General features: G+C 54.8%; 20 protein-coding genes. All 20 read left to right on the forward strand.

What is annotated here, in order from left to right; genetic code table 11:
- Positions 1 to 22 precede the first annotated feature (22 nt).
- The 20 genes from remA (at position 23) to B5F54_RS06165 (ending at position 20068) form a co-directional block, all read left to right on the forward strand.
- The gene (gene remA, locus B5F54_RS06075; protein ID WP_054323388.1) at positions 23 to 301 is read left to right on the forward strand and encodes an extracellular matrix/biofilm regulator RemA; all 279 of its coding nucleotides are present in this window, start codon (positions 23 to 25) and stop codon (positions 299 to 301) included.
- Positions 294 to 902, forward strand: a complete 609-nt coding sequence (gene gmk, locus B5F54_RS06080; RefSeq protein ID WP_087231948.1) for a guanylate kinase — start codon at positions 294 to 296, stop codon at positions 900 to 902. The genes remA and gmk overlap by 8 nt, the downstream gene beginning before the upstream one ends.
- On the forward strand, positions 895 to 1116 hold the full coding sequence (locus tag B5F54_RS06085) for a DNA-directed RNA polymerase subunit omega (protein ID WP_087231951.1): 222 nt from the start codon (positions 895 to 897) through the stop codon (positions 1114 to 1116). Before gmk ends, B5F54_RS06085 begins: the two co-directional genes overlap by 8 nt.
- Positions 1116 to 3566 (forward strand): primosomal protein N', encoded by a 2451-nt coding sequence (priA, locus tag B5F54_RS06090; RefSeq protein WP_087231952.1) that lies wholly within the window; start codon positions 1116 to 1118, stop codon positions 3564 to 3566. The genes B5F54_RS06085 and priA overlap by 1 nt, the downstream gene beginning before the upstream one ends.
- 47 nt (positions 3567 to 3613) lie before the next feature.
- The gene (gene def, locus B5F54_RS06095) at positions 3614 to 4087 is read left to right on the forward strand and encodes a peptide deformylase (protein ID WP_087231954.1); all 474 of its coding nucleotides are present in this window, start codon (positions 3614 to 3616) and stop codon (positions 4085 to 4087) included.
- A 26-nt stretch (positions 4088 to 4113) separates the two neighbouring features.
- Positions 4114 to 5052 carry a methionyl-tRNA formyltransferase gene (fmt, locus tag B5F54_RS06100; RefSeq protein WP_087231956.1) on the forward strand — a complete coding sequence of 313 codons (939 nt, stop codon included), beginning with the start codon at positions 4114 to 4116 and terminating at the stop codon, positions 5050 to 5052.
- Positions 5053 to 5058: 6 nt separating this feature from the next.
- Positions 5059 to 5763, forward strand: coding sequence for a zinc metallopeptidase (locus tag B5F54_RS06105; RefSeq protein WP_087231959.1), 705 nt, complete (start codon positions 5059 to 5061; stop codon positions 5761 to 5763).
- Positions 5763 to 7097: a 16S rRNA (cytosine(967)-C(5))-methyltransferase RsmB gene (gene rsmB, locus B5F54_RS06110; RefSeq protein WP_242969645.1), complete on the forward strand. Its 1335-nt coding sequence runs from the start codon at positions 5763 to 5765 to the stop codon at positions 7095 to 7097. The genes B5F54_RS06105 and rsmB overlap by 1 nt, the downstream gene beginning before the upstream one ends.
- A gap of 105 nt (positions 7098 to 7202) precedes the next feature.
- Entirely contained in the window at positions 7203 to 8240 is a 1038-nt protein-coding gene (rlmN, locus tag B5F54_RS06115) for a 23S rRNA (adenine(2503)-C(2))-methyltransferase RlmN (protein ID WP_207651961.1), read from the forward strand.
- On the forward strand, positions 8215 to 8946 hold the full coding sequence (locus B5F54_RS06120) for a Stp1/IreP family PP2C-type Ser/Thr phosphatase (RefSeq protein WP_242969646.1): 732 nt from the start codon (positions 8215 to 8217) through the stop codon (positions 8944 to 8946). Before rlmN ends, B5F54_RS06120 begins: the two co-directional genes overlap by 26 nt.
- Before the next feature lie 21 nt (positions 8947 to 8967).
- Positions 8968 to 11043, forward strand: coding sequence for a Stk1 family PASTA domain-containing Ser/Thr kinase (pknB, locus tag B5F54_RS06125; RefSeq protein ID WP_087231969.1), 2076 nt, complete (start codon positions 8968 to 8970; stop codon positions 11041 to 11043).
- Positions 11044 to 11048: 5 nt separating this feature from the next.
- A complete protein-coding gene (gene rsgA / locus B5F54_RS06130; RefSeq protein ID WP_242969647.1) occupies positions 11049 to 11939 on the forward strand; it encodes a ribosome small subunit-dependent GTPase A in 891 nt (296 codons plus the stop codon).
- Positions 11924 to 12568, forward strand: a complete 645-nt coding sequence (locus tag B5F54_RS06135; RefSeq protein ID WP_242969648.1) for a thiamine diphosphokinase — start codon at positions 11924 to 11926, stop codon at positions 12566 to 12568. The genes rsgA and B5F54_RS06135 overlap by 16 nt, the downstream gene beginning before the upstream one ends.
- Positions 12569 to 13026: 458 nt before the next feature.
- Positions 13027 to 13107, forward strand: coding sequence for a stage V sporulation protein SpoVM (gene spoVM / locus B5F54_RS18385; RefSeq protein WP_140400337.1), 81 nt, complete (start codon positions 13027 to 13029; stop codon positions 13105 to 13107).
- Between the two features lie 183 nt (positions 13108 to 13290).
- Entirely contained in the window at positions 13291 to 14829 is a 1539-nt protein-coding gene (locus B5F54_RS06140) for a DUF3794 and LysM peptidoglycan-binding domain-containing protein (RefSeq protein ID WP_087231978.1), read from the forward strand.
- A gap of 57 nt (positions 14830 to 14886) precedes the next feature.
- The gene (spoIVA, locus tag B5F54_RS06145) at positions 14887 to 16365 is read left to right on the forward strand and encodes a stage IV sporulation protein A (RefSeq protein WP_087231981.1); all 1479 of its coding nucleotides are present in this window, start codon (positions 14887 to 14889) and stop codon (positions 16363 to 16365) included.
- A gap of 266 nt (positions 16366 to 16631) precedes the next feature.
- Positions 16632 to 17480, forward strand: a complete 849-nt coding sequence (locus B5F54_RS06150; protein WP_087231984.1) for a sulfide/dihydroorotate dehydrogenase-like FAD/NAD-binding protein — start codon at positions 16632 to 16634, stop codon at positions 17478 to 17480.
- The gene (gene gltA / locus B5F54_RS06155; protein ID WP_087231987.1) at positions 17473 to 18867 is read left to right on the forward strand and encodes an NADPH-dependent glutamate synthase; all 1395 of its coding nucleotides are present in this window, start codon (positions 17473 to 17475) and stop codon (positions 18865 to 18867) included. Before B5F54_RS06150 ends, gltA begins: the two co-directional genes overlap by 8 nt.
- A gap of 206 nt (positions 18868 to 19073) precedes the next feature.
- A complete protein-coding gene (locus tag B5F54_RS06160) occupies positions 19074 to 19433 on the forward strand; it encodes a hypothetical protein (RefSeq protein WP_087231990.1) in 360 nt (119 codons plus the stop codon).
- Positions 19430 to 20068 carry a site-2 protease family protein gene (locus tag B5F54_RS06165; protein WP_087231993.1) on the forward strand — a complete coding sequence of 213 codons (639 nt, stop codon included), beginning with the start codon at positions 19430 to 19432 and terminating at the stop codon, positions 20066 to 20068. The genes B5F54_RS06160 and B5F54_RS06165 overlap by 4 nt, the downstream gene beginning before the upstream one ends.
- Positions 20069 to 20281 lie beyond the last annotated feature (213 nt).

The raw sequence follows: 20281 nt of genomic DNA on the forward strand, positions 1-20281 counted from the left end.
GGCGATAGGAGGCATTTTCAACATGAAGCTCATTAACATCGGCTTTGGCAACATGGTTTCTGCAAACCGGTTGGTTGCCATCGTAAGCCCTGAGTCTGCGCCAATCAAGCGTATCATTCAGGATGCCAAGGAGCGCGGTTCTTTGATCGACGCGACTTATGGCCGCCGTACCCGTGCGGTGATCGTCACGGACAGCGATCACGTGATTCTTTCTGCGGTGCAGCCGGAGACGGTTGCCAATCGCCTGAACGACCGCGACGAGGACCTTGAAGACGAGGAGGAACTCGACGAGGATGACTAAGGGATTGATGGTGGTGCTTTCCGGTCCGTCCGGTGCGGGGAAGGATACGATTCTCCATACGCTTTTGCAGCGTGATCCGCGCGTTAAGCTCTCTATTTCCGCTACAACGCGGAAACCGCGTGAGGGCGAGGTGGACGGACAGCATTATTACTTTGTCACAAGGGAACAGTTCCTTGCCATGCGGGAGCGCGGCGAAGTACTGGAAAGCGCCGAATATTGCGGCAATTTCTACGGGACGCCGGAAAAGCCGATCCGGGATTGGATGGCCGCAGGAAACGACGTAATCCTGGAGATCGAGGTGCAGGGTGGAGCGCAGGTTAAGCAAAAATGCCCGGACTGCGTAGGGATTTTTATTTTGCCCCCTTCGGTCAAGGAGCTTGAACGCCGCCTGCGCGACCGTGGTACCGAAACGGAGGAAGCCATTCAAAAGCGTTTGGACGCCGCCTGTGGGGAAATTCAGCACGCGAGGGATTATGACTATGTGGTCATCAACGATACAGTTGAAAACGCTGTTGAGGCGATTCAACATATTCTCCGCGCGGAGAAATACAGCAAGTGCAGAAATTTTGATACGATAGAAGGAGTTCTGAACAATGATTAAACCGATTGAAGATTCCAGCCTTGGCCCGAACCAGAGCCGCTATTCCTTTGTGGTGGGTATTGCCAAGCGTGCCCGTGAAATCGCTGGGGAAGCAGAAGAGAAGGGGGAAATTTTGATCGAAAAGCCCGTTGACCTCGCATTGGAAGAGTATGCGGAGCACAAATTCCAGATCATTGAAACCCCGGAACCCAACGACGATGATCCGGAAATGTAATGCCAATCCTTTTTGCACGTGTGGCGGTAGAGAATACCGCCTATCATTTCGACAAAGCATTTGATTACCTCATACCGGAAGAGCTTTTAGAACAGGCCAAGCCGGGCTGCCGGGTTCTTGTGCCGTTTGGCGCTGGGAACGCACAACGGCTTGCGATGATTCTGGAGGTTTCTCCGGAAAAGGAAACCCAAAATACGACGAAACAAGTGGTGGCGGTGCTGGATGAAGCGCCGCTTCTTACTAATGAAGCCATCCAGCTAGTCTTTTGGCTCAAGGACCGCTACTTTTGTACGCTGTTTGAAGCGGTGAAGCTGCTGCTTCCTGCAGGGATTCATTACCGGATGAAAACCGAGTATGCCCTGGCAAAAGGCAGGCCAGTGGAGAAGGAGGCGCTTTCCAAAGAGGAATCTGCGCTGATCGAGTACCTCGCCGGAAAAGGCAAGCCCGTCGAACGTGAGAAACTACTCAAGGCCATGGGACTTCCTGCGGACAGCCCATTGCCGGAAAATCTGTTTAAGCGCGGTCTGCTGGAAAAGACGGGCGCCGCCGTGCGGCAAATCAAGGATGCAGCGCAGAAGATGGTCCGGCTTACTGGCGAAGAATCACCCTCTAAGCTGACGCCAAAGCAGCGGGCAGTATGCCAGGTTTTGCAAGAGGCGGGAGCTGCTTCTCTGAAAGAGCTGTGCTATTTCGCAGGAGTGACGCCTGCTGTGGTCAATGCACTGGTGACAAAGGGCGTGGTCTGTTACTACGAAGCGGAGGTCTACCGAAATCCCTACGATCAGGTGCAGGACCCGGCAGAGGAAAAGGAAATTGTCCTTTCAGAAGAGCAGCAAACGGCCTTTCAAAATCTGTTGGCCCAGTACCGCGAGGAAACCGGAGGTGTCTCTTTGCTGTTTGGCGTCACAGGAAGCGGGAAGACTTCGGTCTTTATGCGCTTGATCGACGAGGTGCTCGCCGACGGGAAGAACGTCATTGTCATGGTGCCGGAGATCTCGCTGACGCCGCAAAGCCTGGCGCTGTTCCATCGCCGGTATGGACGGCGGGTGGCGGTATTTCATAGCGGCCTCTCGCTTTCTGAGCGCTTGGACGAATGGAAACGGGTACGCCGCGGGGAAGTTTCCATCGCGGTCGGCACGCGGTCGGCGGTGTTCGCCCCATTCGATAACCTGGGGCTGGTGATTTTGGACGAAGAGCAGGAGCACACCTATAAGTCGGAGTCTTCGCCGCGCTACCATGCGCGGGATGTGGCAAAGTTCCGCTGCGCGTATCACAAGACGCTCTTGGTGCTCGCCTCCGCAACTCCATCCATTGAGAGCTATTACTTTGCGCAGGCGGGGCGCTATACCTTGAACCGGCTGCCAAACCGCTACGGCGGAGCAAGGCTTCCTAATGTCCGGTTTGTGGACATGAATCGGGAATTGGAGGCCGGAAACGACAGCATTTACAGCCGGGAACTGCTGGCAGAAATTGAAAAAAACAGAAAAGTTCATAAGCAGTCCATTATTTTGTTAAACCGGCGTGGTTACAATACGTTTGTATCCTGCAAAGCGTGTGGGAACGTCGTAACCTGCCCGAATTGCAGCATTTCCCTGACCTACCATGCCGCGAATCAACGGCTGATGTGCCACTATTGCGGGTACTCCGTACCGTTTTCAACGGAATGCCCCACCTGCCATGAGAATAAAGTCCACTATGCGGGATTTGGAACCCAACGCGCAGAAGAACAATTGCGGGAACTGCTCCCGGAGGTGCGGGTCCTGCGGCTGGACACGGACGCTGCTATGACACGCTTTGCCTATGAGGAAAAGTTACAGAGCTTTGCCCGCGGCGAGTACGATGTGATTGTCGGCACGCAAATGGTGGCAAAGGGATTGGATTTTGAGAATGTCACTCTGGTGGGCGTGCTCTCCGCAGACCAGGCGCTGTATGGGGACGATTTCCGCAGCTATGAGCGCGCTTTTGACCTGTTGACGCAGGTGGCCGGACGCGCAGGCCGCGGCCAATACGAGGGGGAAGCCATTATCCAGACCTTTACGCCGGAGAATACCGTGCTTTCCCTGGCGGCCCGGCAGGATTATCCCGCTTTTTATGAGGGGGAGATCGCCGTGCGCAAGGGGATGTTATATCCGCCGTTTGCAGATCTGTGCGTGGTCGGATTTGTTGGGACGCGGGAAGAAAAGGTCGCGCGTGCAAGCGAAGCCTTTTTGCAAATGCTCCGCACCCTGGCCCAGGCGGAATACCCACAGGAGCCAATGCGGGTTTTAAATCCCTCTCCCGCATTAATCAGCAAGGTCAGCAATAAATATAGGTATAAATTGATCGTGAAATGCCGGAACAGCCGGAACTTCCGCAGGATGATTTCCCGGCTATTGACCGATTTTGCAAAGAACCGGACGTTCAGCGATGTAACTGCCTTTGCGGACATCAATCCGGATATGATTTTATAAAGAAGAGGAACTATAAAAAATAAGAGTTTAATATGGGAGGAATTACAATGGCCATTCGCAATATTGTAAAAGATGGGGACGAAATCCTGACGAAGGTTTGCCGTCCGGTCGAAAAATTCGACGAGAAATTGGGCGTTTTGCTGGACGATATGATCGAGACGATGAAGTCTGCGGACGGCGTCGGCCTCGCAGCGCCACAGGTGGGCATCCGCCGCCGCGTCGTGGTGATCGATGTGGGGAGCGGCCCCATCGAAATGGTAAATCCGGAGATCGTGGAGCAGAGCGGCGAGCAGGAATGCGTCGAAGGGTGCCTGTCCTTCCCGGGGCAGTATGGAATTACCAAGCGCCCGATGCGCGTCCTGGTGCGCGCCCAGAACCGCGAGGGCAAGACCTTTGAGCTGGAAGGGGAAGAACTGCTGGCAACCGCCTGTTGCCATGAGATCGACCACCTCAACGGTGTGGTGTTCAAATCCCATGTTTTGCGGATGCTGTCCCCGGAGGAGCTACAGAAACTTCAGTAATTTAATCGCGGATAGGATGATGAAAATTGCGGATTCTATTTATGGGAACGCCGGATTTTGCCGTTCCATGCCTGCAAAGCCTGCTGGACGCAGGACATGAGGTGTGTGCGGTATTTACCCAACCGGATAAGCCGAAGGGCCGGGGCTATGCCATGACGCCGCCGCCGGTGAAAGTGCTGGCGATGGAGCACGATATACCGGTCTATCAGCCGAAAACGCTGCGCACGCCCGAAGCGGCGCAGCAGATCCGAGAGATGCAGCCCGACTGCATTGTCGTTGTGGCATATGGAAAGATTTTGCCCAAGGAGATTTTGGAGATCCCGCCGTACGGCTGCATCAATGTGCATGCATCGTTGCTTCCGAAATACCGCGGGGCGGCGCCCATTCAATGGGCGGTGCTCAATGGGGAGAAGGAGACCGGCGTCACAACCATGTATATGGCCGAGGGACTGGATACAGGCGACATGCTTTTGAAATCGCACACAGAGATCGGGCCGGAGGAGACCGCCGGAGAGCTGCATGACCGCCTTTCCAAAATGGGGGCGGAATTGATCGTGGAAACCTTGAAGGAGGTCGAAGCAGGCACGGTCCGCCGCAAGCCACAGGGCGATGCAGAGACCAGCTATGCTTCCATGCTGACCAAGGAACTCGGCAAGATCGATTGGGGCCGTCCGGCAGGGGAGCTGCACAATTTGGTGCGCGGGCTTTCCCCTTGGCCTGTAGCGGAGACGGTGTATAACAAAAAACGCCTGAAGATACACCGGGCGAAGGTTGTCCCGGGATTCGGCGGTGCGCCGGGCGAAGTAGCCCGCCGCAAGGACTGCTTTGTGGTGGCCTGCGGGGGCAATACCGCTCTGGAGTTGGAGACGGTTCAATATGAGGGCGGAAAGAGAATGGGCGGAAAAGAGTTCCTCTGTGGGCACCGGCTTGACCAGGGTGCGGTGCTTGGAGAGGCAAAGGAGTAACATTTGATGGGATTTTATTATTTTGATTACACGTATTTCCTGTTCATGCTGCCAGCCCTGCTCATCAGTATGGTTGCGCAGTTCAAGGTGAACTCCACCTTCCAGAAGTATTCCCGTGTCAATACCGCACGCAATATGACTGGGGCGGACGCCGCCATGCGTGTGATGCAGTACGGCGGTGCATACGGTGTGCAGATTCGCCATATCGGAGGAAGCTTAAACGACAATTTCAACCCGTCCACCGGGATCATCAGCCTATCGGACCCGGTATACGCGGCAACGTCCGTTTCGGCGGTGGGTGTGGCGGCGCATGAGGCGGGCCACGCGGTCCAACACGCACAGGGGTATTTTCCCAATAAGATTCGCTCTGCGTTGGTGCCTGTCACACAGATCGGTTCCCGACTGGCAATGCCGCTGATTCTGATCGGTCTGCTTTTGCCGGTACAGTATGATGTCGTGGTAAACATCGGTATTGCGCTGTACAGCCTTTCTGTTCTGTTCCAGCTGGTCACCTTGCCAGTGGAATTCAATGCGAGCGCCAGAGCGCTTCAAGCGCTGGACGCAACGGGCATTTTGTATCCAGAGGAGTTGGAGGGGGCCAAAAAGGTGCTTCGTGCGGCGGCTATGACGTATGTGGCTGCGACGTTTACAGCATTTTTGTCCCTGTTGCGTCTGCTTCTAATCTTTGGAGGCAGGAGGAATGACAATTGATGGCGGATGCAAGAGCAGCCGCGTTAGCGGCTTTGCTGCATGTGGATGAAAACGAGGGGTTTTCAAATTTGGTGTTGGATAAAACCCTTGCGAGATTCGCTTTGGAGCCGCGCGACGCGGCCCTGGCGTCCGCCATTTTTTACGGCGTGTTGGAGCGCCGCCTGACTCTGGATTATTATATCGGGCAATTTGCCCGCACCCCCATCCATAAGATGACCCCGCAGGTGCGGGAGATCCTCCGCATCGGGGCCTATCAGATTCTATACCTCGAAAAAATCCCTCCCAGCGCCGCCGTGAATGTAGCGGTAGAGCTGGCAAAGCAAAACAAGGCTGTAAAGGCATCTGGCTTTATCAATGCGGTGCTGCGCAACCTGGTCCGGAACCGGGAAAAGCTGCAGTTACCGGATGAGAAAAAGAACCCGCTCCGGCATCTCAGCTTGAAATATTCGTGCCCAGAGTGGCTGATTTCTCTATGGCAAAAGGCCTATGGGCCGCAGTGTACCGGGCTTTTGCTGGATTCTCTTTCCGAGCACCCACCGATCTATATCCGCTTGAATAATACGAAGGGCGATGAGGAATACTTACTGCGTCGGATGATGGAAGAAAATGTAAAGGCAAATCCCATTACACAAATTTCGCATGCAGCTGTGCTGGAAGCGTCCGGTTCTGTGCCATCTTTGCGGTCTTTTCAAGAGGGATTGTTCCATGTACAGGACCTTTCCTCGCAATTGTGTGCAACACTCCTGGGGGCAAAGCCGGGGGAGCGCGTGTTGGACGTTTGTGCGGCGCCGGGAGGTAAGACATTTACCATCGCGGAACAGATGGAAAACAGCGGGGAGGTTCTCGCCTTTGACCAATATAAAGGGAAGGTACGCTTGATCCGTGAGGGAGCAAAGCGGTTGGGGCTGACCTGTATCCATGCGGAACTCCGCGACGCCCTGCGGCCGGAACAGCCTTTGGAATGTGCGGACCGTGTCCTTTGCGACGCGCCGTGTTCTGGATTGGGCATCCTCCGCCGCAAGCCGGAAATTCGATATAAATCGCCTTCTGCACTTGACAGTTTGCCGGATTTGCAGTACCGTATTCTGAGTAAAACCTCCGAATTGGTAAAAAGCGGAGGCGTTTTGCTTTACTCCACCTGTACGCTGAATCCAGCAGAAAATGGGGAGGTAGCGCGACGCTTCCTGGAAGAACATCCCGACTTTGTCCCGAGGGCATTGCACTTGTCGCAGGGGATGCGGCGTGCCATTGAGGAGCCGGAAAACGAATGGACGCTTATGCCGCATGTGCATGGGACGGACGGTTTCTTCGTCGCTTCCTTCCAGCGCCGGTGACAAAAGACGGATAAAAAAGCGGGAAAAGCATCCGGAAAAGCAGGCCGGTCTAGGCCGCCGGATGCGTGGGAGAGTGTAAATTTGGCTTTACAGGACATCAAATCAATGACGTTGGAAGAGTTGCGTGCGGATTTTGCCGCGCAAGGGCAGCCGGCCTTCCATGCGTTACAGGTGTACCGATGGCTCCATCGGGGCGTGCGCTCCTTTTCGGAGATGTCGGATCAATCAAAGGCATTCCGCCAAAAGCTGTCCGAACGCTATTACATAGCTGCGGCGGAAATCGAACAGCGGTTGGTTTCCAAGCTGGACGGCACAGCCAAGTATCTGCTGCGCCTGCCGGACGGCGAACATGTGGAATGCGTGCTGATGGAGTACCACCACGGCTATTCCATCTGTATTTCCAGCCAGGTGGGGTGCAAAATGAACTGTTCGTTCTGCGCCACGGGGAAAAGCGGCTTCTCTCGGCATCTGACGGCTTCCGAGATGCTTTCCCAAATCCAGACGGTTCAACAGGATCAAGGTATTCGGATTTCCAACGTGGTGCTGATGGGCATGGGAGAACCGCTTGACAACTATCAAAATGTCCTCCGTTTTTTGGAGCTGGTCTCCTCCGATGAAGGTATGAACATTGGGATGCGGCATATCTCGCTTTCCACCTGTGGGATCGTGGATAAAATTTACGACTTGGCGGAGCGGAAGCTTCAGCTTACGCTGTCGGTTTCCCTCCATGCACCGAACGATGCAATCCGTTCACAAACCATGCCGGTCAACAACCGATGGGGGGTAGACGAGCTTTTGACCGCCTGCCGCGCCTATGCAGAGACAACGGGACGGCGCATCTCCTTCGAATATGCGATGATCAGCGGTGTGAACGATACGGCCGCATGTGCAAAGGAGCTGGCGGCGCGGCTGCACGGGATGCTATGCCACGTCAATTTGATTCCCGTCAACGAGGTTAAAGGCAATTCCTATCGGAAGAGCTCCAACGAACAGATTCAAAGGTTTATCCGGATTCTCTCGGAGAAGGGGATCACCGCGACCGTGCGGCGAACGCTCGGTTCAGACATCAATGCTTCCTGCGGGCAGCTGCGGCGTAGGTATCAAGAGGAGGTGGCCAATGTTGCAGATCTATATGAAAACTGATATTGGCCTTGTGCGCCATTCCAATCAGGACGCGGTAAAAGCGGGCGTACTCTCCGGCAATACGGCCTGGGCCGTCGTTTGCGACGGGATGGGCGGTGCGAATGGCGGGAATATCGCCAGTGCGCTTGCGGTCGATTTGATTTCCGAGCAAATTCTCAGCTCCGGGAGCGAGCATATCACAGATCAGTCCATTAAGAACCTGATGATCTCCGCCATCTACAATGCAAATTTGGCGATCTACGACCGCGCAATGGCGGATGAAACCCTGGCGGGGATGGGTACCACGGTGGTAGCAGCCATCGTCTCCGGCGGGGTGGCGCATATCGCCCATGCAGGGGATAGTCGGGCATACCTGCTCACGCGGGAAGGCCTGCGGCAAATTACAACGGACCACTCAATGGTGCAGGAATTGGTAAACAGCGGGGATCTGACCACTCAACAGGCCAGGCGCCACCCGCAGAAGAATATTATCACCCGCGCGTTGGGCGTGGAATCTGGCATCGAGATCGACTACTGCGAATGTAAATTTTCCGGCGATGATCTGCTGCTTCTCTGCACAGACGGTTTGACCAACTATGTGGAGGAAGAGCAGATCGAGCGGCTCGCCCGGGAACTAGAAGCCCGGCTTCTGCCGGATCGACTGATCGCTTTGGCAAAAAGCGGCGGCGGCGGGGACAATGTCACGGTCGCTGTTATCAGACACTAACGGTATTGGAGATGATGTTTCATGGATAAGTATACGGGAAAACGGCTTGATGGGCGTTATGAGATTCACGAGTTGATTGGTGTTGGAGGAATGGCGTATGTATACCGTGCCTACGATATTATTGACGACCGCACGGTTGCAATCAAGATTCTGAAGGACGAATTTCTGGGAAATCAGGATTTCATCCGCCGCTTTAAGAATGAATCCAAGGCCATCGCGGTCCTCTCCCATCCCAATATTGTGAAGGTGTACGACGTCAGCTTCGGCGACCGTATCCAGTACATTGTGGAGGAATACATCGACGGCATTACCTTGAAAGAATATCTGGACCAGCAGCGTGAGCTCAAATGGAAAGAGGCGGTCTACCTCACCCTGCAAATCCTGCGTGCACTGAATCATGCGCACAGCAAAGGCATTGTCCACCGGGACATCAAGCCGCAGAATATCATGCTGTTGCAGGATGGCACCATCAAGGTGACGGATTTCGGCATCGCCCGCTTCTCCCGCAGCGAAACGCGCACCATGACCGACAAGGCGATCGGCTCCGTCCACTATATTGCGCCGGAACAGGCGCGCGGGGAGGTGGCCGACGAGCGTGCGGACATCTATTCTGTGGGCGTGATGCTGTATGAGATGTTGACGGGCACCCTGCCGTTTGAGGCGGATAACGCGGTCTCCGTGGCGATCATGCAGCTGCAAGCGGACCCCAAACCGCCACGCGACATCAACCCCGCCATCCCGGAGGGGCTGGAAGAGATCACCATGCGCGCTATGCAGAAAAATCCCGACCAGCGGTATCAATCCGCGGCGGAAATGCTGGAGGATATCGAGGCGTTCCAGCGCAACCCAAGCATCAGCTTCCAGTATAAGTATTTTATCGATGAGAAGCCCACGAAATACGTGAATGCCATCAGTGCGGTGCGCAATGGCCGGGCGCCTTCCTACAACGATGGATACGACTACGACGACTATGAGGAAGAACCTCCGCGCCGTAGGCAGAGCAGCAGCGGTGGAAACAACAAAAAGACCATGATGGTGGTCTTGGGCATTCTGGCGGCCTTTCTGATCGTCGCGCTGAGCATTGGCATTGCGGCGATTTTCCGCAGCTGTAGTACACAGCCGGACGACACGATGACCATGCCGAACCTGGTCGGGCAGCTATATACAGACGTCCAGAACAACGAAGAATATGCGTTCAAATTCTCTGTGGAAACGAGGGAGGATTCCTCGCAGGAGACGGGAATTATTTTGGATCAGACGCCTGCGGCTGGCATGTCTGTCAAGAAAGATGGAGAGGTCCTGCTGGTGGTTAACAGCGGTGCGAAAACCATCAACGTGCCGGACGTAACCAATTACCTCCAGGCGGATGCAGAGCAAACGCTGCAAAACGCAGGGTTCGAAACCACGGTCATTGAAGTGCCAGATGATAAAATCGCAGCCGGCTATGTCACAAGCACGGAGCCAAAGGGCAACGCCACGGCGCCGGAGGGCAGCACCGTCAAGATTTTGGTCAGCACCGGACCGGAAAATGAACAGATCGCGGTTCCGAATGTGATTGACAAAAATATCGAGGCGGCAAGAACCGAAATTGAGGCCGCAGGGCTTCAGGTGGGTGATGTCACTCTTCAGGACGACAGCGACAAGCCGGAGAATACCGTCATTGAGACCAACCCGCTGCCGGGCGTGCCGGTCGATCCGGACACCAAGGTCAACATTGTGGTCAGCTCCGGAAAGCAGTCGGAAAAGACCCTGGAGGCCAATGTGCATTTGCCGCTGAATGTCTCCCACGACATCGAGCTCAAAGCGTATCTCGACGGCACCGTGATGGAAGACGGCGTCCGCACGGTGAACCCGGCTTACAACAATCTCTGCACCATCAAGGTAACGGGCACCTCGGGACAGAAGACCTTGGTGATTGAGCTGGATGGCAATAAGTATGCGGTGTTTATTATGGACTTCGACACCGGGAAGCCCAGCCAGGTGGAGAGCTATCCATATGTCGATCCCGGTTCGCCTTCTTCGGATACACCCGGAACAGACACAGAGGAAGATTGGGGCGATATTCCGACCAATCTCCCCATCACGCCGACCGAATGAGCTGTATGAACGAGATGTTAAACGGACGAATCATCAAGGGAATCGGCGGTTTCTACTATGTGGAAACGGCCAAAGAATTGTATTCGTGTAAGGCGAGGGGCGTGTTCCGAAAAAAGAGGATCACGCCCCTTGTGGGCGACCAGGTGCAAATTCGCCTGGATGCGGATGGCACCGGATACATCGAAGAGATCCTTCCGCGCAAGAATTTTCTTACGCGTCCGCCGGTGGCCAATATCGACCAGTTGATCATCGTCACCTCTGTGTGCGATCCTTCCCCGAATCCCCTGTTGATCGACGAGGCGGTCGCCGCCGCAGAGGACAAAGGGATCGAACCGGTTGTCGTGGTTTCTAAGACGGATTTGCAGAGCGGCGAATGGCTGCGAGAGATCTATGAGAAAGCAGGCATCCCGTTCTTTGCCGTTTCTTCGGTCACGGACGAAGGGGTGGAGGCGGTCAAGGCCCTTTTGAAGGGAAAGATCACTGCGTTCACGGGCAACTCCGGCGTGGGAAAATCTTCACTGCTCAACCGCATTGACAACCGGTTGGCACTGGAAACCGGTGAGATCAGCCAAAAGCTCGGCAGAGGGCGGCACACCACCCGCAAAGTCGAACTTTTGAAGCTGGACGACAGCAGCTATGTGGCAGACACGCCCGGTTTTTCGTCCATTTCCTTGGAACAGTGCGATTTGGTGCGCAAAGAAAATTTGCAGTTCTGTTTCCGCGAATTCGAACCGTATCGCAATGCATGTAAATTTTCCTCCTGTTCGCATACCTGCGAAAAGGGATGCGCGGTATTGCAGGCCGTTGAGGACGGGAAGATCCATCCCTCCCGCCACGCCAGCTATGTGGCGATGTATAACGAAGTAAAGGACCTTAAAGAATGGGAAATGAAATGAAGCGTTGCATCATCCTCGGTTCCGCACCTGTGGAGGATGGCGGAATCTTTGACCGGTTTGACGCACAGGACGCCTTTCTCATCTGTGCGGACGGCGGCATGGACACGGCGCGCAAGTATGGCGTTCAGCCGAATCTATTGATTGGGGATTTTGATTCCATGCAGGGAAGCCTCCCGGACGGGATCGAGACCATCCGGCTAAAGCCGGAGAAAGACGACACGGATCTTTTGGCTGCGGTTCGGGAAGGTTTGCAACGCGGCTATCGGGAATACATCCTGTTGGGCGCGCTAGGCGGGGAGCGGTTTGACCACTCCTATGCCAACCTCTGTGTGCTGCAATTTTTGGCGCATGAGGGCTGCCGGGCTGTGCTTGCCGAGAAAGGGACCTATATCTTCCTGCTGCGCGAGGGGCAAACCGAGCCGCTTCTTCAATTGCGCGGGGCGACGTTTTCCGCTTTTCCGTTTGGCTGTCCGGACTGTACGGTCAGCTATGAAGGAATGCAGTATCCGCTGACACGAAAGCCTCTGCGTTCGGATTTTCCGCTCGGTGTCAGCAATCGGATTTTATCCGATCAAGCGGCGGTGACCGTCCATCAGGGGGAAATGCTTGGAATTGTATATCAGCCGTAAATCACAGATTGAATGGAATTCATAGAAAAATGGCGCAACGCCCGTACATTGGCCTTCGTATTTGGCCGGTGTGCGGGCTTATTTTTTCCCGAGAGGCCGCTAGTAATGTGTAACCATAACCACAGTGCCATTGCCATCCAACAGGTTTGCCCGTTCCTATGTATTTTTCCGGAACCAAAACTGTTCCCTGCGTATATACTGTTACTACAGCGGAACAAAAGAAGCATTGCCGCTGATACACATAAGGGAAACGAGGCGATGGAAAATGCGGTGCAGAGGGAAATGCTGTAAAGGTGCAGTTTGCTCTCAAGTAGGGCAATGTGCCGTCACATTTGGCCTGGGCCTTGTTTGCTCTTGCTTCTGCCCGGTCGGTCTGATCATGTTTGTGGTGGCGGTCATACTGGTGATACTGGGAATCGCGCTCCTGCGGAGCGGAACATAATTGGGAGGTTTTCGCTATGAAAGTCGTTGTTGTGAAGGGTTCAAAATTTTGGGGCTTCATTCTGCGCAAAATGTTCCACATTAAAAAAGAGGCGTGACAGGCAACCTTTGAAAAAGCCAATGGGAGGCGTTCCCGTTGGCTTTTTTCTTGTAAAAAACAGATGGATTCGCCTCCGATTGTATGATTGCACAGGTTTTTCTCCGGTTTCTTCAAGCGCAAGCATAAAATGGACAGGAACCTCATACCTATGGGATAGAAACAGGAAAAGGAGAGAGCCTGAATGGATTATATGCTTAACCGTGAGGCGCTGGCCGCCGGCGAAGTGCTCTACGACGGGAGCCAGGAACAGCCGGTGGATCTGGACATCAGCCTGCCGGATTACTGCCCGGACATACAAAGGATCCTGAAATGTCAAGTTTATCCCCGCATCACGGGGAGGAACATCATCGGGGACCGCGTAGAGCTGGAAGGGACGTACAACGTAAAAGTCTTTTATCTGGACGCGGGAGGGACGACGTTGCGCTGCTGCGAGAACAGCAGTTCGTTCTTTGCTGCGATCACGCTCAAGCAACCGGCCGAAAGCGCACACATCTTTTCGTTCACCCGCGTGGAGTATATCAACTGCCGCGCGACCAGCCCCAGGCGGCTGGATATTCACGGCGCGTTCTCCGTATGCGCCAAAGTGATCGCGCGTACGGACAGCGAAGTGGTGTGCGGCATTGAGGGCGATGAGATCGAGCAGAAGCGCCAGACGATGCCTTATAGCCGCTTGGCCGGATTCTGCGGGCAGCAATTCCCGTTGGAGGAAGTTCTGGAATTGCCGGCCTCCAAACCAGGGGCGGACAATATCCTGCGTGCGACCGCCTTTGCCAGTCTACAGGACAGCAAAGCCGTGGCCGGGAAGCTGATGGTGAAGGGCGAGGTTACACTGAAGATTTTGTATTCGTCCGTCCTGGATGAGAGCATGCTGGAGACCATGGAATACGCCATCCCATTTAGCCAGATGCTGGACGGAGGCGAATTTACGGACGACTGCCTCTGTGAAGTGAAACTCGATATAGCGGGACTGACCATTCAGGTGAAAAACGACTACTCCGGCGACAAGACCTTCTTCGATGTGCAGGCGAGCCTCTATGCGGAAGCGGTGGCCTATCAGCCAGCCGAGGTTACGGTGGTGACGGACGCCTATTCCAAGGCCTATGAGCTGGAGATCGGATACCAGCAGAAGACCTTGGAGCAGGTGGTGGAACTTCTGAACGACTCGACCATCCAGAAGAGCAGCATTTCTCTGGAAGGGACCGGCATTTCCAAGGTGTTTGACATCTGGAATGAGCTTTCCTCCGTGACTGCGGCGGAACAGGACGGCCAGATCGTCTACAAAGGGAAATTTAACGTTTGCATTCTGGCGGCCAACCAGGAGAACCGCCCGTTCTATACCGAGCGCATGGTCGATTTTGAATATGCACATCCATGGGGCGCGGAAAAGCCAAAGGGGGTCAAATGCATCTCCTGGCTCAATGTGGCGGGTATCAGCTACCGCATCACAGGGGATGGCATCGAGATCAAGGCAGAGCTGCGGCTTGAAGCCCAGGTCATCACCCAGAACAGCTTGAAAATCATCTCGGAGATCCGCGCGGACGAGGACCGGCCGCGCGCAAGGGACACCTCTGCCGCGCTCAGCATCTATTACGCAGACCCAGGCGAGAGCCTGTGGGACATCGCGCGGGCGTACTGTACCTCTGTGGACGCCATCCGGCAGGAGAACAATCTCACCGGGGAGTTCGTGGAGAGCAGGGGGATGCTGCTGATCCCCATGTGACCGCCGGATTCCGTAACGGAGCACACCCACAAATTCTCTGCCTGAGGGGGAGGTAAAATGGAAGAACGCAATATTTACCATGATATTTCGGAACGCACCAACGGGGACATCTATATTGGGGTTGTCGGCCCGGTCAGAACCGGCAAGTCCACCTTTATCAAGCGTTTCATGGACACCATCGTCATCCCGAACATAGATGGGAACTACCGCCGGGACCGCGCCATCGACGAGATGCCGCAGTCGGCCGCGGGGCGCACCATCATGACCACCGAGCCGAAATTCGTGCCGGAGCAGGCGGTCACCGTCAATATTGAGGGCAACGCCAGCTTTGCCGTGCGGATGATCGACTGCGTGGGGTACATCGTGCCGAGCGCATTGGGATATGTGGAAAACGATATGCCGCGCATGGTGATGACGCCATGGTACGACGAACCGATTCCGTTCAACATGGCGGCGGAAATCGGCACCAAAAAGGTCATCACCGAGCATTCCACCATCGGTTTGGTGGTGACGACGGACGGCAGCATCAGCGATATCCCGCGCGAAGAATATGAAGAGGCCGAGGAACGCGTGATCTCCGAACTCAAGGAGATCAATAAGCCGTTCATCGTGCTGCTAAACAGCACCTATCCGAATGCGGAGGAGACCCTATCGCTCGCCAATTCCATGCAGAAAAAGTATGAGGTGCCGGTATTGCCGGTCAACTGCCTGGAGTTGGAGGAAGGGGAGATCCGCACCATCCTTTCGAAGATCCTCTTTGAATTCCCTGTGAAGGAGATCAAAGTGGATATGCCGCACTGGGTTTCTTCCTTGGAGAAGGAGCATTGGCTGCGCGCGTCACTCTACACCACCATTCAGCAGGCAGCGGGGAAGATCACCAGGATTCGCGAGATTGAGAGCGTGGTCAAGGAGGTGACCACCTGCGAATACGTGGCCTTTGCAAAGACCTCCACGGTGGATTTAGGGACCGGGCATGCGCGCATCACGGTGGGATTGCAGGCGAATCTGTTCTATAAGGTGCTGGGCGAAAAGACTGGCCTGGACATCGAGGACGAGGGCGCCCTGCTCGACTGTATGATGCGCTTCGCGGAGATGAAGAAAAAATACGACAAGATCAAGGATGCCTACGACGAGGTGCAGAATACCGGCTACGGCATTGTGATGCCGGGCATCGAGGAGCTCTCTTTGGAGGAACCGGAGATTATCAAGCAAGGCGGCAAATATGGCATCCGCTTAAAGGCCGCCGCGCCGTCCATCCACATGATGAAGACGCGCATCACCACCGAGGTGACACCGATTGTCGGTTCCGAGCAGCAATCGCAGGAGTTGGTCATGTACTTACTCAAGGAGTTCCAGGAGAATCCAGGGAAGATTTGGGAATCGAATATCTTTGGCAAGAGCCTGCACGAGCTGGTCAATGAGGGCCTGCACAACAAGCTCTACCGGATGCCGGTGGATGCGCGCGACAAAGTGCGGGAGACCATCGAGCGGATCATCAATGAAGGCTGCAATGGGCTGATCTGTATTATTCTTTAAAAATGCCGCGCAGACTGAACCGGGGACCGCCGCAGAAGGTAAGAAAGCGTACGCTGCTCCGCCTTCTGCGGCGGTTATCTTTTTCAGGAAGTGGGGGAAAGCTTCCCTGGAAAGAGGGAATTACTCGAATTTTCCATTTAACGACTGAATTTTTACGGGCAATTTTGCACTTTCACGCAAAAAATCTTGAAAAAGGACGACATATTCGATATAATGGTGCATATGGCTATAAATTTATCGCTTTATATAGGAAGTAGGGAAGTATCATGTTTACGATTGTGGAAAAGCGCAGACTGAACGACTCCATGACGTTGATGGCGGTAGACGCACCGTTTATCGCGAAGAAGGCGCAGGCGGGCCAGTTCATCATTTTGCGCGTAAACGAGTATGGAGAGCGGATTCCGCTGACCATTGCAGACTATGACCGCGAAAAAGGCACGGTCACCATTATCTATCAAAAGGTCGGCAAGACCACTTTGCTGCTGGATACGCTGGAAGTAGGCGACGCGCTTCTCGATTTTATCGGGCCTTTGGGAAAAGCCTCCGAGCTGGAAGGCCATAAGAAAGTGGCGGTCGTGGGCGGCGGCGCAGGCTGTGCCATTGCCTATCCCCAGGCAAAAGCCTTGCATAACATGGGCGTCCAGGTGGATGTCATTGCGGGCTTCCGCAACAAAGACCTCATCATTTTGGAGGACGAGATGCGCGAAGTGTCCGACCACCTCTACCTGATGACGGACGACGGTTCCAACGGCCATAAAGGGTTTGTAACCGCCGCTCTGGAAGAGAACATTAAAAACGGCGCAGGGTATGATTTCGTGGTCGCCATTGGCCCACTGCCGATGATGCGTGCTGTGTGCAACCTGACAAAGGAACACAACATCGAGACCATGATCAGCATGAACCCGATCATGATCGACGGCACCGGCATGTGCGGCGGCTGCCGCTTGACCGTGGGCGGAGAAACCAAGTTTGCCTGTGTGGACGGGCCGGACTTCAATGGCCATGAGGTCGATTTCGACGAGGCCATGAAGCGCCTGCGTACATACAGCGAACAGGAAAAAGAAGCAACACGCGAATTCAATTGCCGTTTGATGGAGGGTGCAGAACATGCCTAATATGACGCCAAAAAAGACGCCGATGCCGGAACAGGCACCGGATGTTCGGAATAAAAATTTTGAAGAGGTTGCGCTGGGATATACCGATGAGATGGCCATGGAAGAAGCGCAGCGCTGCCTCAATTGCAAACATAAACCCTGTGTAAACGGTTGCCCCGTAGGGGTGCCGATCCCGGAATTTATCTCGCATGTGGCCAAAGGGGAGATGGAAGAAGCCTACCAGACTATTAAGACGATGAATTCCCTGCCCGCCATCTGCGGCCGCGTTTGCCCGCAGGAAACGCAGTGCGAGCACAACTGTGTGCGCGGCATCAAGGGCGAACCGGTGGGCATTGGCCGGCTGGAGCGCTATGTCGCGGACTGGCATATGAAGCACGGCGAGGAGAAAGTGGAAAAGGTCCCTTCAAACGGGCACAAAGTCGCGGTCATCGGCGCTGGCCCGGCTGGTCTGACCTGTGCGGGCGACTTGAGCGCGAAGGGCTATCAAGTGACCATTTTTGAAGCGCTGCACACCGCGGGCGGCGTGTTGATGTATGGCATCCCGCAGTTCCGTCTGCCCAAGGAGATCGTCCAGAAGGAGATTTCCGGCCTGGAGGAACGCGGTGTAGAGATCATGACCGACATGGTGATGGGAAAGGTCCTCTCCGTAGACGAGCTCTTTGAGATGGGTTATGAAGCGGTCTTTATCGGCACGGGCGCTGGCCTGCCGAACTTTATGAATATCCCCGGGGAGAGCTTGGTGGGGACGTATTCCGCCAACGAATTCCTCACCCGTGTAAACCTGATGAAGGCATATAAGCCCGAGTACGACACCCCGATCATCCGTCCGAAGAATGTGGCGGTCGTCGGCGGCGGCAACGTGGCGATGGACGCCGCGCGCACGGCAAAACGCCTGGGAGCGGAGAATGTGTACATTGTGTACCGCCGCGCTGAGGAACAGATGCCTGCGAGAAACGAAGAGATCCACCACGCGAAAGAAGAGGGCATTATTTTCCGCCTGCTGTGCAACCCGGTAGCGATTCACGGAGACGACGACGGCAAAGTGCGCGCCATCGAGTGCATTGAGATGGAGCTCGGTGAGCCGGATGCCTCTGGACGCCGCAGACCTGTTCCGAAGGAGGGCTCGAACTTCGAGCTTCCCGTGGACTGTGTCATTATGGCCATCGGCAACAGCCCGAACCCCTTGATCCGTTCCACGACCGAGGGGTTGGAGGCCAATCAGAAGGGCTGCATCATTGTGGACGAGGCGACTATGGCGACAACCCGCGAGGGCGTTTATGCAGCGGGCGACGCGGTGAGCGGCGCAGCGACGGTTATTTTGGCGATGGGCGGTGGAAAAGAAGCAGCTGCCTCCATAGACAAATACATCCAGAATAAAGCAAAATAATTCCGGTTTCTATAGAAATCGGGATCGGTTGCGCCGGTTCGGAGAACCTTCCGAACCGGCGTTTTTGGCGTGACGGAAAATCTCCATTGTGCAGATGGAGCATTCCCATTGTTTCCTATGGCTACGATGGCGCAACGGGAACACGTTCTTTTTTGCCCCACGTGTGCATATAGTGTACAGGCAATCAAAAACAGGGGGATGGAAGAATGAACGGATTCGATTATGAGGAAGAATATCAAAGAGACACGCAGGATGCGAGGCAAATACCTTCCGAACCGGGACTTTACGATTCCTTGGAAGGGCTGTCGCACAAGAAAGCAAAGCGCGCCAGTTCCTGGCTTTTAACCGTCATACAGGTGACCGTATGCGGAGTGGTGATTGTAGCTGCGTTGGCGCTCAAGGTGTTTGGCGGGGATCTCTACACCAATATACGGGATTGGTATGTCAAACAGATCAATAATTCCATTGTTGCGGAAGAACAGGCCGATTCATTTAAAACCAAGGTGTTGGAGCTATTTCCGAGGGCTTCTTCCGCCCCGGAATCGTCGGAGCCGGAGAGCTCATGACATTTTCCATCGGAACCTGCCGCGTGACAGTGGGATTCCTCTTTGTGGCAATGCTGGCCTTTTTCTTATTGCTGGACACCGATGGGATGGCCGGGCCGGGCATTGCGGCCGCAGCTTTGCATGAATGCGGCCATTTAGCGGTGCTTTTTGCGGTTGGCGAACCTCCCAAGGCCATCCGGTTGAATCCCTTTGGCGTGGAAATTGTACGGAGAGGGGAACCACGCGGCTATCTGCGGGAGGCAGCAGTGGACCTGGCCGGGCCCTGTGTCAACCTGCTTGTGGGAGGAACCTGCATGTTGCTCCTTGGGACTGGCGCAAAAAAGTTTGCCATCGCCAATCTCATGATCGGGGCGATGAACCTTCTGCCAATCGATCCACTCGACGGTGGCCAGGCCCTGCACGCATTGCTTTGCCTGCGCCTACGGGAGGAGACGGCGGCGCGTGTGGGAACAGCGGTCTCCGTTTTGGCATTGCTGCCGTTGGCCATCGCAGGATTCCTGCTTTTACTGCGTTCCAGGTACAATTTTTCGCTTTTGCTGGTTGGATGCTATTTGATGCTGCTGCTCCTGCTCAAGCGTCGCCGGTTCGGGAGTGAAAGAGGGTTTCCCAGAGAAAAAACGTTTCCATGTAGGTGAAGAGAAAAATGTCTCGTAACGCTTGGATTCGTTCCATATAAGTGGTCCACTTTCAAGCGGTCGATCCCATTTCTCACGCCGCCCGACTCCACAATACGGGGGAGGGCGGCATTTTTGCGTAAAGCAAGAAATTCCTTAACCTCAGCTCTGTGGCTTTACACGGAAGAATCTGATAAAAATAATACAGAGGTTCACAAATGAATTGAGCAATTC

Origin of the sequence: Anaeromassilibacillus sp. An250, from assembly GCF_002159845.1 — a bacterium.
Lineage (GTDB): Bacteria > Bacillota > Clostridia > Oscillospirales > Acutalibacteraceae > Anaeromassilibacillus > Anaeromassilibacillus stercoravium.